Origin of the sequence: Intrasporangium sp. (genome assembly GCF_030452765.1) — a bacterium.
Classification (GTDB): Bacteria; Actinomycetota; Actinomycetes; order Actinomycetales; family Dermatophilaceae; genus Intrasporangium_A.
The window spans coordinates 20,730-33,634 of record NZ_JAKDLO010000023.1 but is presented as its reverse complement, the minus strand read 5'-3'; the positions used below and the strand labels follow the sequence as shown (position 1 = coordinate 33,634).

Annotated in this window: 14 protein-coding genes; 2 read left to right on the top strand and 12 right to left on the bottom strand. The window is 69.9% G+C overall.

Annotated features, from left to right (window positions below; genetic code table 11):
* Window positions 1–157 precede the first annotated feature (157 nt).
* On the top strand, window positions 158–559 hold the full coding sequence (locus L0H79_RS04925) for a cytochrome c oxidase subunit 4 (RefSeq protein ID WP_301483441.1): 402 nt from the start codon (window positions 158–160) through the stop codon (window positions 557–559).
* Window positions 560–923: 364 nt separating this feature from the next.
* On the opposite strand, the gene L0H79_RS04920 is transcribed toward L0H79_RS04925, so the two are convergent.
* The 10 genes from L0H79_RS04920 to L0H79_RS04875 all read right to left on the bottom strand — a co-directional run bounded on the left by L0H79_RS04920 (window position 924) and on the right by L0H79_RS04875 (window position 10,730).
* Window positions 924–2,852 (bottom strand): potassium transporter Kup, encoded by a 1,929-nt coding sequence (locus L0H79_RS04920; protein ID WP_301483440.1) that lies wholly within the window; start codon window positions 2,850–2,852, stop codon window positions 924–926.
* 142 nt (window positions 2,853–2,994) lie between these two features.
* Window positions 2,995–3,504, bottom strand: coding sequence for a thiamine pyrophosphate-dependent enzyme (locus L0H79_RS04915; RefSeq protein WP_301483443.1), 510 nt, complete (start codon window positions 3,502–3,504; stop codon window positions 2,995–2,997).
* Window positions 3,462–4,376: a thiamine pyrophosphate-binding protein gene (locus tag L0H79_RS04910; RefSeq protein ID WP_301483439.1), complete on the bottom strand. Its 915-nt coding sequence runs from the start codon at window positions 4,374–4,376 to the stop codon at window positions 3,462–3,464. The genes L0H79_RS04915 and L0H79_RS04910 overlap by 43 nt, the downstream gene beginning before the upstream one ends.
* Before the next feature lie 66 nt (window positions 4,377–4,442).
* Complete coding sequence (locus tag L0H79_RS04905) at window positions 4,443–5,498, bottom strand: SDR family oxidoreductase (protein ID WP_301483438.1); 1,056 nt, start codon at window positions 5,496–5,498, stop codon at window positions 4,443–4,445.
* Between the two features lie 130 nt (window positions 5,499–5,628).
* On the bottom strand, window positions 5,629–7,398 hold the full coding sequence (locus L0H79_RS04900) for a glycoside hydrolase family 15 protein (protein ID WP_301483437.1): 1,770 nt from the start codon (window positions 7,396–7,398) through the stop codon (window positions 5,629–5,631).
* Window positions 7,399–7,415: 17 nt separating this feature from the next.
* Window positions 7,416–7,604 carry a molybdopterin-dependent oxidoreductase gene (locus tag L0H79_RS04895; RefSeq protein ID WP_301483436.1) on the bottom strand — a complete coding sequence of 63 codons (189 nt, stop codon included), beginning with the start codon at window positions 7,602–7,604 and terminating at the stop codon, window positions 7,416–7,418.
* Window positions 7,605–7,619: 15 nt separating this feature from the next.
* On the bottom strand, window positions 7,620–7,763 hold the full coding sequence (locus tag L0H79_RS04890; protein ID WP_301483435.1) for a hypothetical protein: 144 nt from the start codon (window positions 7,761–7,763) through the stop codon (window positions 7,620–7,622).
* An 11-nt stretch (window positions 7,764–7,774) separates the two neighbouring features.
* A complete protein-coding gene (locus L0H79_RS04885) occupies window positions 7,775–9,496 on the bottom strand; it encodes a GMC family oxidoreductase (RefSeq protein WP_301483434.1) in 1,722 nt (573 codons plus the stop codon).
* Window positions 9,493–10,260 carry a gluconate 2-dehydrogenase subunit 3 family protein gene (locus L0H79_RS04880; protein WP_301483433.1) on the bottom strand — a complete coding sequence of 256 codons (768 nt, stop codon included), beginning with the start codon at window positions 10,258–10,260 and terminating at the stop codon, window positions 9,493–9,495. Before L0H79_RS04880 ends, L0H79_RS04885 begins: the two co-directional genes overlap by 4 nt.
* A complete protein-coding gene (locus L0H79_RS04875; protein ID WP_301483432.1) occupies window positions 10,260–10,730 on the bottom strand; it encodes a hypothetical protein in 471 nt (156 codons plus the stop codon). The genes L0H79_RS04880 and L0H79_RS04875 overlap by 1 nt, the downstream gene beginning before the upstream one ends.
* Before the next feature lie 287 nt (window positions 10,731–11,017).
* On the opposite strand from L0H79_RS04875, the gene L0H79_RS04870 reads away from it, so the two are divergent.
* Complete coding sequence (locus tag L0H79_RS04870; RefSeq protein ID WP_301483431.1) at window positions 11,018–11,365, top strand: hypothetical protein; 348 nt, start codon at window positions 11,018–11,020, stop codon at window positions 11,363–11,365.
* A gap of 21 nt (window positions 11,366–11,386) precedes the next feature.
* On the opposite strand, the gene L0H79_RS04865 is transcribed toward L0H79_RS04870, so the two are convergent.
* A complete protein-coding gene (locus tag L0H79_RS04865) occupies window positions 11,387–12,439 on the bottom strand; it encodes a S66 peptidase family protein (RefSeq protein ID WP_301483430.1) in 1,053 nt (350 codons plus the stop codon).
* A gap of 59 nt (window positions 12,440–12,498) precedes the next feature.
* Window positions 12,499–12,849, bottom strand: coding sequence for a metallopeptidase family protein (locus tag L0H79_RS04860; RefSeq protein WP_301483429.1), 351 nt, complete (start codon window positions 12,847–12,849; stop codon window positions 12,499–12,501).
* Between the last annotated feature and the right edge of the window lie 56 nt (window positions 12,850–12,905).

The following is a 12,905-nucleotide window of genomic DNA, read 5'->3' as shown; positions in this document are numbered from 1 at the left end:
CGCCTTCGACCTGCACCACCCCGAGACCGCGCCGCGCTCCTGGCACGCACCCGATACCACGGTCGCTGCCGGTCTGCGGCCCGACCGGGGTACGCCGGTGAGTGATCTCGGTCCTGAGGATGCCGGCAGGCCAGACGCGACCCAGGAGAGGTGACCAATGCGCGTCGAGACAAAGCTCTTCTTCTACCTGTTCCTCTTCTTCGGCCCCGTCACGCTCGTGTACGGGTTCTGGTCCGGCTGGAGCGAGCCGATCGGCGTCGTCGCCCTGCTGCTGACCGCAGGTCTGCTCCTGCTCGTCGCGTTCTACCTGTGGCAGACCGGCAAGCATCTGCCCGTGCGGCCCGAGGACAACCTGACCGGTGAGATCGCGGAGGCCGAGGGCAACTACGGCTACTTCGTCGCGAGCTCGTGGACGCCGCTGTGGCTGGGCGGCTCCGGTGCGATCATGTTCCTCGGGCTGGCAGTCGGGTGGTGGCTGTTCATCATTGGGGTCTTCTTGGGCATCTTCGCCCTGATCCTGTGGGTCTTCGAGTCCTTCTCTGGTGACTACTCGATCTGATCAGGCGGTGCCGGGCCCGACGCGGTCGACGGGCAGGCACGCCCAACAGACCTGAGGCCTTGGCAGGCAGGGACCCAACCGGCATGAGGACTGACAGACATGAAGAAGGGGAAGGCGGTCAACGCCTTCCCCTTGGGTGAGTCACCTCTTCACGGGCCTTCCGGTCGCCGGTGCGATCGTGTGGGAGACAACATCTTCGGTACCTCCGTCCCGATCGGTGACTGGGTATTGACGACCGTAACCCCGTTCAAGGCCCGGAGTAAAGAGTGAGGATCCACTGGACGACCTCAAGATGGTGCGCCAGGGCGAACCTCACACGGTCACCATCGAACTCGGCCGGTTGGAGCCCTGAGCAGATGCACACTCAGATGCGCACGCGCAGGCTCACGTCCACGACCTGCCGGCTCGGGATCTGGTAGTGGATGGTGACGTCGAGCGAGTTGCGCACCAGGAAGCCGAACAAGCGACGTCGCCAGACCGTCAGGCCGCGCAGTCGACCTCCGCTACTGAGCGGGGACTCGTGTTCGATGTAGTAGGTGGCCTCCTTCAGGTCGATCTGGAGGCCATCGTCCGTGCAGGTTGCCAGCTCGGAGGGGACGTTGGCCTGCTGCATGTAGCCGTAGTGCAGCACAACGCGGAAGAACCCGGCGCCCAGGTCGTCGAAGTCCCGCCGCTCCTCACGGGTGGTGCGGGGCACGTCCTCGCCGAGGACGGTCAGCAGCACCACCTGCTCCTGCAGGGCATGGTTGCGTCGCACGTGGTGGGCCAGCGACGCCGGCGTGTCGGTGAGCCGCGGAGTCACGAACACGGCGGTGCCAGGGACGCGCGCCACGCTGTCCCGCTCCATCTCGCCGAGCAGCTCCTCCATGGTCTTCGCGTCCGTGTCGGCCCGCCGCGCCAGTAGCTCACCGCCGCGGCGCCACGTCGCCATCATCGTGAAGAGCAGGGCTGCCATCGCGGCGGGGAACCAGCCTCCGTGCGGGATCCGCATCAGGTTGGAGCCGAAGTACGTCAGGTCGATGGCCAAGAACCCGATCAGGAACACCAGGGCCTGCCACAACGGCCAGCGACCCCATTCGCGGGCCACGACGAACGCCAGGACCGTGGTGACGACCATGGTTGTGCTGATGCTGATGCCGTAGGTGCTCGCCAGCTTGTTCGAGCTCTGGAACAACACCACCAGGCCGATCCCCGCAGCCATCAGCACCCAGTTCACGAAGGGCACATACACCTGGCCGGAGGTCTCCTCGGAGGTCTGCACGATCCGTGAGCGTGGCACGAGGCCGAGCCTGGCGGCTTGGTGCGTCATCGAGAAGGCGCCCGTGATCGCAGCCTGCGACGCGACGATCGTGGCCAGCATCGCCAGGCCGACCAGCGGGTAGAGCAACGCCGAAGGAATGAGGTGATAGAAAGGCTGCTCCGTACGTCGCGTGTCCTGCAGCAGCATCGCGCCCTGCCCGAAGTAGTTGAGCAGCAGCGCCGGCAGCACGAACACGAACCAGATCCAGCGGATCGGACTGCGCCCGAAGTGTCCGATGTCGGCGTACAGAGCCTCGGCGCCGGTGGTGACCAGGAAGACGCCGAAGAGGATCAGGAAGGCCTCCACCCCGTTGCGGCTGAAGAACTCGACGGCATGCGCTGGGTTGACGGCGGACACCACCTGCGGTTGCACGGTGATGCCGTACGCACCCAGCGCCGCGATGACCAGGAACCACACCGCCATGATCGGCCCGAATGTCCAGCCGACCCGTGTCGACCCGAAGTGCTGCACGGCGAACAGCAGGACCAGGATCACCAGCGTCACCGGGAGCACGAAGCGCGCCATACCGGGCGAGGCGACCTGCAACCCTTCGACCGCGCTGAGGATCGAGATCGCGGGGGTGATCATGACGCCGGCATAGAGCATCGACGCTCCGGCCAACCCGAGCAGGACCAGGCCGCGGCGCGACAGACGCTGCATGTTCCGCCATGGGCGCAGCAGGGCGATCAGCGCGAACATGCCGCCCTCACCGCGGTTGTCCGCACGCAGCACGAAGACCATGTACTTGACCGAGACGATGAGGATCAACGTCCAGAACACCAGCGACAGGACGCCCAGCACGTTCACCGGATTCGGTGCGAGCACCCGGTCGCCGCCGGTGAACACCGTGTGCAGCGAGTAGATGACACTGGTGCCCAGGTCGCCGTAGACGACGCCGAGCGTGGCCAACGCCACGAGCGCCTGCTTGGCCCAACCCTCGCGTGCGGCCTCGTCCCGCCCTGCGCTGGAACCTGTGTCAGACTTCCCGCTCACGACGTTGACCTCGATCTCCCCATCCACACGATCCCATCAGTCAGGCGGCGATGCCATCTGCTGCGGTGGCTTCGGGCGGATGGTGTAGGCAGCGGCGTGCACCAGCCGATTATCGTGGTCCGACCAGCAGCTCGTCGACCGCTCATGGCTGCGTCGTGTCGTCGTGGGTGACGGCGTCCTTGGCCTTGGCGAAAAGCTGCGCCGCCATCGCTCGGGCGGAGTTGCGGATCACGGCCGACTCGGCAGGATCGCCCTTGAGCAGGGTGGAAAGGAAGCCCTTGGCCTCGTCGAAGGAGATGTGGGCGGGCAGGGGCGGGACGTTGGGGTCGGTGTGCACGTCCAGGACGACGGGCCGGTCGGCGGCGAAGGCCTGCTCCCAGAAGTCCTCGACCTCCTCGGGTCGCTTGACGGTGATGCCGCGCAGGCCGAGCAGCCCGGCGTACCCGGCGTAGTCCATGTCCTCGACGAGCTGGCTGGTGTCGTAGCGGGGGTCGCCGACCTCGCGCATCTCCCACGACACCTGGGTCAGGTCGCCGTTGTGCAGCACGAGCACGATGAAGCACGGGTTCTCCCACTCGCGCCAGTGCCGTTTGACGGTGAGCAGCTCGTTCATGCCGAGCATCTGGAACGCGCCGTCACCGATGGTGCACACCACCGGGCGGCCCGGGTGGGCGAACTGCCGACCATGAGCAGGGTGTCGCAGTCCTGCATCATGTCGTAGCTCGGTTTGGAGCCGAGCAGCCCGAGCTGCTGGGTGTGGTACGGCAGGTCGCCGGGCACGACGTCCTTGCCCAGCAGGGCGGTGACCACACCCGCGCCGAGCCGCTCCGCGACGGCGATGACCTCGTCGGTGGCGCCGCGGGCGCCCTGGCCGACCATCATCACGACCTTGCTGCCGGCGTTCAGGACCTCGGCGGCGCGATCGAGCTCGTCGTCGGGTGGGACCAGGCTGGTCGATCCGTGCCCGACGCCGGTGCGGGAGACCCAGTGCTCGGCCGCCGGCTCGACCGCCGCCAGGTTCTGCACATCTGCAGGCAGGATGACCACGGTCGGGCAGCGTTCGGCGGCAGCGATCCGGACGGCGCGGTCGAGGACCATCGGGGCTTGCATGGGGGTGGTGACGGTCTGCACGTAGCCGGCGACGTCGGCGAAGATGGCCTCGAGGTCCATCTCCTGCTGGGTGTCGCTGCCCAGCGACACAAGGCCCTGTTGGCCCACGATGGCGACCACGGGCTGGTTGTCCAGTTTGGCGTCGTACAGGCCGTTGAGCAGGTGCACCGCACCCGGACCGGAGGTGGCGATGCACACGCCGACCTCGCCGGTGAACTTGGCGTGCGCGCAGGCGAGGAAGGCGGCGATCTCCTCGTGGGTGGGGCGGATGTAGCGGAAGTCCTTCCCGTCGGATTCGGCGCGCTCCAGTGCGGCGTCGAAGCCGCCGATCCCGTCGCCGGGGAACCCGTAGAACCGGTGCAGGTCCCACTGGATCAACCGGTCGATGATGACGTCGCTGACCGTGCTGCTCATGGCACATTCTCCTTGCGTTTCGGGTCGTGGCTTGCGGCGTCCGCCGCTGGGATGCCTCTGGCTCTCTCACGTATGGCGCTGACGACCCCACCACGCGAGCGCGCCCGCGCCTGCACCGACGGCCGCCGCGCCGGTGGCGACGAGCCCATGGTGCTGGGAGGCCCACAGCTGGTAGCTGCGGGTCTTGGCCTGCTCGTCGAACCGTCCATGGGCGCCGTAGTCGCGTCCGTCGGGGCCGTCGGCCGGCTGCCACAGGTTCTCCGGCTGGTTCGCCGGCCGGTCGGTGTCGGTCTGTTGGGAGGAGAACCCGGTCCTGGCCAGGTATCGGTCCAGCAGGCCGGGCGCGAGCTTGTCGCCGATCAGGGTGCCAACGGTCGAGCCGCCGACCCAGTACTCGCGGCGGCGTGGATGCTCGGCGGCATACAGGACCGCGGTGGCCGGGATCTCGGGCTGGTAGATCGGCGGCACGGGTTGCGCCTTCTTGAGCAGCTTGGAGCGCACCCAGTCGAACTGGGGCGTGTTCGTGCCGGGCATCTGCACCATCGTCACGTGCACGTTGCTCTTCTCGTGCAGCAGTTCGCAGCGCAGCGCCTCGTGGAAGCCCTGGATGGCGTGCTTGGACCCGCAGTACGCGGTCTGCAGCGGGATGCCGCGGTAGGCCAGGGCGGAGCCGACCTGCACGATCGTGCCGCGGTCTCGCGGGAGCATCTTGGACAGCGCCACCATCGTGGCGTAGACGAAGCCGAGGTAGTTGACCTCGGTGACTCGGCGGTACTCGTCGGGGTCGATGTCGACGAACCGGGAGAAGACCGAGGTGAACGCGACGTTGACCCAGCAGTCGATGGGGCCGAGCTTGTCCTCGACATGGTCGGCCGCGCCTCGCACGGCGCTGTAGTCGGCGACGTCGGTCTCGATGCCCAGCGAGCGGGAGCCGGCCGACGCCACGTCCTGGACCGCCGCGTCGAGGCCGGCCTGTCCGCGGGCGAGGACCGCGACGTCATACCCGGCGGCGGCGAAGGCGCGGACGGTCGCCCGGCCGATGCCTCCGGTTCCTCCGGTGACGACGACTATCTTGCCGGTGCCACGCGCCTGATGCGTCTTGGATGTGCTTGCATGTGTCATCTGTGCTCTCTCCAGGTGGTCGGATCGGTGGTTCGGGCGGCGAACGATGTCGCGAGGGCTGCGTGGGTGGGTGCGGCGCGGCGATGGCGAGGGTCGGTCGAGCGGAGGGCATCGACTGGTCGGGTGGTGTTCATCGGGGACCCGCTGTGGGTTCGGCGAGCCGGATCGAGGCCTCGAGCATGAGTGCGTGCACGAAGGCCTGAGGCAGGTTGCCGCGCAGCTGGCGTTGGGCCACGTCGTACTCCTCGGCGAACAGCCCCGGCGGCCCGCAGGTGGCGCGGTTGCGCTCGAACCAGCGGAACGCCTCGATCTGGTTGCCCTGCTGGTGCTGGGCCATCGCCATCACGAATCCGCACAGCACGAACGCGCCCTCTGCGTTGGCCAGGGGTCCGGGCTGTTGCCGGAAGCGGTACAGGAAGTGGTCGTCGGCCAGCTCCTCGAGCAGGGCCGATACGGTGCTGACGGTGCGCGGGTCGTCGGCGGGTACGGCGCCTCGCAGCGGTGGCAGCAGGAGCGCGGCGTCCAGGCCGTCGTCATCGGGGCCACGCTGCCACCGGCCCGACGAATGGGTGCTGGTGGCGGCCGTCTCGGCGAGGATCCGCTCGGCCAGGGCGAGCCAGGCGCCGGTCTGTGCCGGTGGCGCACCGGCCGAGGCGATGGCACGCAGCCCGGCCACGCAGATCAGCCGGCTCTCGGTCCAGTTGCGTGGCTGCAGCTCCCAGATCCCGGCCTCCGGCTGGGTCCAGCGTGCACCGATCGCCGCGACCGCGGTCTCGGCGGCCCGCCAGCCGTCGGCATCGAGGTGGTCGTGACCGGCGGCGGCGGCAAGCAGCAGCAGCGCCTCGCCGTACGCGTCGAGCTGGAACTGGGCGTTGACGTGGTTGCCGGTGATGTCGTGGCCGCCGGGATACCCTGGTAGGTCGAGGGTGCGCTGGTCGGGGACCGGTCCACCCAGGATGGTGTAGGCCGGGGCCAGGTCCGGACCGTCGTCGAGCAGCCGGGCTGAGACGAACCGGACCGCCTCGTCGAGCAGCGGGTGGGCGCCGGCGGCCGCGATCGCCTGACCGGTGAAGGCCTGGTCGCGGATCCACACGTACCGGTAGTCGTAGTTGCGGCCCTGCTCGGCCCGCTCCGGCAGGCTCATGGTGGCTGCGGCAACCATGCCACCGCCGTGGCTGGTCAGCCCGCGCAGGACGGCGTAGGCGTGCCGGGCGTCGCGCGGAGCCACCGAGTCGGCCAGGTCGGGCACGGCGACCGACCACGCGTGCTCGGTCGCCTCCCACACCGCATCCGGATCGGGTGGTCGGTCCGGCAGCCTGCCCGAGGTCAGCTCGAGAACGAGGTCATGGTGCTCCCCGGTGGCCGGTCGCAGAGTGAGGGCCAGCTCGCCTCCGGATCGCCGCCTGGCCTGCGCAGCGCCCGACCAGCGCATCCGCAACGGTCCGCAGGTCGCGGTCCAGATCCCGTGGTCCTTGCTCAGGTCGGTCATCGGGTGCTGTCCGAACCCGGCCCGCGGGTCGAGCAGCACCCGTACGTGAGCGTCGTGCTCGACGGCGACGACTCGTCGCACCAAGACCAGCCGTTCCGGGTCGCCCGGGAAGGCCAGGGCCTCGCGGCACTCCACGATCCCGGTGCTCGTGACCCACCGAGACCGCCAGACCAGCGACCCCTGCTCGTAGTAGCCGCCCCACACGAACTCGTCGACCGGGGTGACCGCATAGTAGCCTGCGCCGCCGATCAGGCTGGAGAACACGGCTTCGGAGTGCCAGCACGGCGCGCACAGCCACGCGACGTCGCCGCGTGGGCCCAGCAGGGCGCCGCGCTCTCCGTCGGCGAGCAGCGCGTACTCGCGCAGCACGTATGGCGGGAAACCTCGGTGCGGGTGGGCTTGTGGTGGCACGGCTGCTCGACCCTTCTTCAGATTCCGGCGGCGTTGGCGTAGAACTGCTGGTCCTCGCGGAAGCCGCCCATGCCCATGCCGATGTCGGTGATGTCGTCGACGAACTCGATCGCGGCGATCCACTTGACCATCTTGAAGCCGAACTGGGTCTCGACGCGGAGCCGGATGGGGGCTCCGTGCTCGACCGGTAGCGGGGCGCCGTTCATGTCCAGGGCCAGCCACTACCGTCCGGGTGGGCAGTCGTCGTGCCAGTAGAGCTTGGGGAAGGCGGAGATCACCTCGAGCCCGGAGCGGGCCAGCAGCAGCAGCAGGAAGATGTTCAGGAAGTGGGTGACCACCACCCAGTAGGGGAAGAAGCCGGGCATCCGCCCTCCCTTCAGCCGGTCGGTTGGCGTGCCGGGGTGGTTCCGGTGCGGGCCTGTGGGTCCTCGTCCATAGCGGTCCCGTCGGCCATCCGGTCGGCCAGCCGGGAAGCCAGCGCCATGATGGTCAGGGCCGGGTTGGCCGATCCTTGGGTGGGGCAGACCGACCCGTCGGCCAGGAACAGGTTCGGCACCGCCCAGGCGCGCTGGTTGGCATCGACGACGCTGGCCTCCGGGCTGCTGCCCATCCGGGCGCCGCCGATCAGGTGCGCGTAGCGGTGGATGGTCAGCACGTCCTGCGCGCCGCCGGCCCGCAGGATGTCGGTGATCACGTGGGTGGAGTAGGCCATGTTGGCCTTGTCGTTGTCGGTCAGGGTGTAGTCCATCCGCGCCACCGGCAACCCGTAGGGGTCGGTCTCCTCGGCCAGGGTCACCCGGTTGTCCGGGTGGGCCAGCAGCTCGTTGAGCACGCCCACAGTGGCCCAGTGATTGTAGTCGCGCATGTACTCGCGCATCGCTCGGCCCCAGTGCCCGTCGGCCAGCACGTGCTCGGCCCAGCCGATCGGCAGCGGGGAGACGGTCTGGATGGAGAAGCCGCGGGCGAAGCCGCGGGACTCGTCGGTCTCGTACAAGTCCTCGCTGGAGACCTCCGGCGGGGGTGCCTTGTACATCCGGATCTCATCGGGCCACCGGCCCGCGGTCTGGGTGGCGCCCTGGACCATGACGTACCGACCGACCTGGTCGTGGTCATTGCACAGCCCGTCGGGGAACCGGGCCGAGGTCGAGCCCAGCAACAGCCGGGGGGTCTCGATCGAGTACCCGGCAACCGCGACGAACCGGGCCCGCGCCAGCCGCTCGGGCCCGCCCGCCTCGTCGAAGTAGACGACACCACGCGCCCGGCCGGCCTCGTCGAGCTCGACCCGGGCTGCCATGCAGCCGGCCCGGATCTCGACCCCGTGGGCCAGCGCGTCGGGCAGGTGGGTGACGTACGGGCTGGCCTTGGCGTTGACCTTGCAGCCCTGCAGGCAGTACCCGCGGTAGATGCAGTGCGGCCGGTTGCCGAACGTGCCGTTGACGATCCCGACCGGCCCGACCCGCATCTGGATCCCGAGCTTGCGGGCGCCGCGCCACAGCGTGGTGGCCTGTTCCGAGACCGGGTGCGGGCTGAACGGGTAGCGGTGCGGGTAGCCCCAGGGCCAGTCCTGTCCCGCCACCGGCAGCTCGGCCTCGACCCGCTCGTAGTGGCCGAGCAGGTCCTCGTACCGGATCGGCCAGTCCGCGCCGACCCCGTCCCGGGTGAAGGTCTCGAAGTCGGAGGGGTGGAACCGGGGTGTGTAGCCGGCGTAGTGGATCATCGAGCCGCCGACCCCGCGTCCGGAGTTGTTCTTGCCCAGCTCGATCGGGTCGGCTCCGCCGATGATCCGTTTCTGGGTCCAGTACAGCCCGTGCGAGCCGGCCTCGTCGGAGACCCAGTCCTCGTCGGGGTGCCAGAACGGGCCGGCCTCGAGGATCACCACCCGCCAGCCACGCCGGGCCAGCCGCTGGGCCAGCACCGACCCTCCGGCGCCCGCCCCGACGACGACCAGGTCGACCTGCTCGTCCTCGTCGTAGTGCCGCATGGTGGCCTCGCCGGGCAGCTGGCGGGAGTGCACGTCGAGCAGGTACCGCGAGTCGTTGTCGACGGGCCCGACCGAGCCCTTGAGCAGGCCACGGAAGCGACCGGTCTGGCGGTTCATTCGTCGAACTCCTCTGGGTGCGCGGACACCACGACGGCTGCGTCCTCGGACGTCGCCCCGGGCTTCTCGAACGGCTCCAGGGTGCTGACCGGTCCGGTGCGCATGTAACCGCGCGGATAGGCCGGGCCGCCGAAGCCGATCTCGTTCCAGGCCCACGGGTGCGAGTAGAACCCGGACAGGATCGCGCGCATGCACACCGACCACGCGCGGGCCACGTTCAACTGCTGCCACGACCCGCCGGACAGGTTGCCCGCGGCGAGATCGCCGACGATCGCCCCCTGGGCGGGCAGGTCGCAGTCGGCGAACCGCGTCCCAGCCCGGTCCCGGGCCGTCTCGTCCAGGCCGGCGAGCACCAGCCGCCAGGTGTCCCGGTCATCGGGCATGTCGGCGTACTGGAACCCGTCGAGCTTGCCGTCGGCCAACTTGGTGTCCACCGACTCGGCCACCGGAACCCGCGGCTCAACGTCCTGGGCGGTGCACACATCGCAGAAGGCACGCAGCGTCGGCTCCTCGGCGGCGGTGAAGAACCGCAACGGCCCGGGCGGCTCCAGCCGGGCGAACACCGCCTTCCTGGTGGCCTCGTCCCAGGTGCCGGCCGCCGCCAGCACGTCGTAGTCGGGGTAGCGTCCGATCATCTGCGGGGTGGTGCCGACCCGCTGCCGGGGTAGCCAGGACGGGTGCGGCGGCTGCCCGTCGGCCCGTCGGTGCGGCAGGTGCTCACCCTTGTCCATGTCGACCTTGTCCGCCCGGTCGCTGGCCGCCATCACTTCTCCCGGCGCAGCAGCGCGGCCAGCAGCCCCATCCCGCCGACCACGCACATCAAGCCCGGCGCCGCGATCGGGGGGCCCATCGGCACGTTGTATGACGCCAGCGCCCATCCGCCCGGCTTGCGGGCCACTCCGCGGGCGTGGAAGAACTCACCGGCCAGCCCGTTCGCGGTGTAGATCCCGGCGGCGACCGGCAGGACCGTCTTGGCCCACCGCTTGCTGTAGACCCCGGCGACACCGGCGACGACGACCGGCGGGGTGACCAGGATCGGCGACCACATCCACTTGTTGCCGAAGCTGGCCTTGTAATGCTCGGCGAACACCTCCGCGGTGGTGAGCAGCGCGGCGATCGCGGTCAGCCCGGACAGCGACCGCTCGAACCGGCCGTGCTCGACGTTGCGCACCATCCGGTCGACGAGGTGCTCGACCTCGCGCTCGTGGGCTGGACTGTGGTGGAACCAGGACATGAACACCTCCGGGGTGATTCGACGGGCAACCAACCGGCACATACCCGATGAGCCGGCGCGCTACCCGGACCGGGCCCGGGTCGGGCCCGGCCACCCGGGCTGCGCCGGCTCCGGACGCTCTGCGTGATCGGCGAACGGGCCGATTTCTGGGTACAAGCCGAGGGCCGATTTCTGGGTACAAGCCGAGGGACGCAGCACCAGCACAGAACGGGGGTCCGGCCGTGGTTCAGGGCGCGCTTCATACTGACGGGTGGGCAACGACGCCCGCCCCCGGCACGGTGCTGGCGGTGGCTCGCGCCGGCTACGGAATCGTGGTGCTGGCCTGGCCCGACCGGGTGGCCGGTGGGCTGCTGCGGCGAGGGCTCGGCCCGCGCGAGCGGGTCGTGGCCCGGGTGCTCGCCTCCCGCCAGCTCGTCCAGGCGCTCGGCTCGGGGGCCCGGCCGGGCTACCCGGTGCTCGCCCTTGGCGCACAGGTCGACCTGGCCCACGCGGTCAGCATGCTGGGGCTCGGGCTGCTGAACCGACGCCACCGCCGCGCCGCGCTCTCCGACGCCGTCATCGCCGCCGGCTTCGCCCTGGCCGGAAGGCTCGCTGCCCGCTCCACTGGTGGCTGTTCATCATCGGGGTCTTCTTGAGGCGCGCGGCACCCAGCCGGCTCAGGAGTAGTCGGCCCAGATGCGCTGGGCCGTGCCGTCGACTCTCAGGCGACCCCCGTAAGGGAGGATCCACTGTGGCCGCGTGTGGCCGAACGGCACGCCCACCACGATGACTGCCTCGGGGTTGTAGTGCTGCACCGTCTCGACGGCTACGTCGCGTTGGCTGGCCCGACGGGCTGCCCGCTCTTCACGTGAGGGACGATCCGCCAAGGACGACGACGGCGGCCGCGCCACGACAACAGCCTCCACCGCGTTCAACACGCCGCGTTCGCCGAGGGAACGCAGGATCCAGCCGAACTCCCGGGCCGGGATCAGCTCCTCCGAGGTCTCCACGAGCAGCACGCCGCCGCCGAGGACCTTTGGGTCAGCCGGAAAGCGACCGGCGGTGAGGATCGACTGGACGACCTCGATACAGCCACCCCAGGTGGGACCGGTGACCGCCCGGGCCGGCCCGGCCCAGGTCCACGGTTCGGTGGGCTCGCGCTCCCCGAAGTCGGTCAGGGCCGCCGGGTCGAGCCAGTCGGTGCCGAAGTCCTCCGACACTCCCGGGTCGGTCACCTCGAGCCGCTCACCGGTCAGCAGCGCCGCGCGCAGCGACCGGGCATGGATGTCGTCGACCGCCGGTCCGGGACCCAGGTGAACCTGGGTCGAGCCGCCATGGAAGCAGGCGATGCCAACGGTCCACAGCCAGTTGAGCAGGTTGGTGTTGTCGCTGTACCCGAGGAAGGGCTTGGGGTCGGCCCGGACGAGGGCGGGGTCGAGGTGCGGGATCACGGTGATCTGGTCCTCGCCGCCGATGGTGGCGAGGACCGCCCGGATGCCGGGGTCGGCGAACGCCGCGTTGAGGTCTGCGGCGCGCTGCTCGGGGGATGCCTCGAGCAGGCGGGTCGTCGGGTACTCGACGGGCGTGAGCCCGGTGATCTCGGCGAGGCGGGCCATCGCCTGCCCGTGCACGGCGGGCGCGTATCCTGGTGCGGCGTATGACGGCGAGACGACGGCGACCCCGTCGCCGGGGGCGGCCTTGGGCGGGTTCAGCAACTGCCGGGCAGGCATCGGACGGTCCTGGTCCCTTCAGGGGTTGTGGTCCTTCGTGGAGCCTGGTTCGTCTTGGCTCAGCCCCAACCGAGCTCATGGAGGTGGTCGTCGTCGATGCCGAAGTGGTGGGCCACCTCGTGCACGACGGTCACGGCGATCTCCTCGCGGAGCTCTCCGGCGCTGGTGCACATCCGCTGGAGCGGTCCCTGGAAGATCGTGATCCGGTCGGGCAGGGCCCCCGCGTTCCACCAGCTGTCCCGCTCGGTCAGTGGCGTGCCCTCGTAGACGCCGAGCAGGGCGGGGTCGTCCCCGGGCGGCTCTGGCTCGATGAGAACCACCACGTTGTCCATCGCGTCGGTGAGCAGGGGCGGGATGGAGTCGAGCGCATCGGCGACGGCTGTCTCGAACTCGTCGTCGGTGAGATGCATGGGCGAAGTCTCCCACGCGAGAAGGCCTCCGCGGGGAGGCCTTCTCGCGGAGCAGC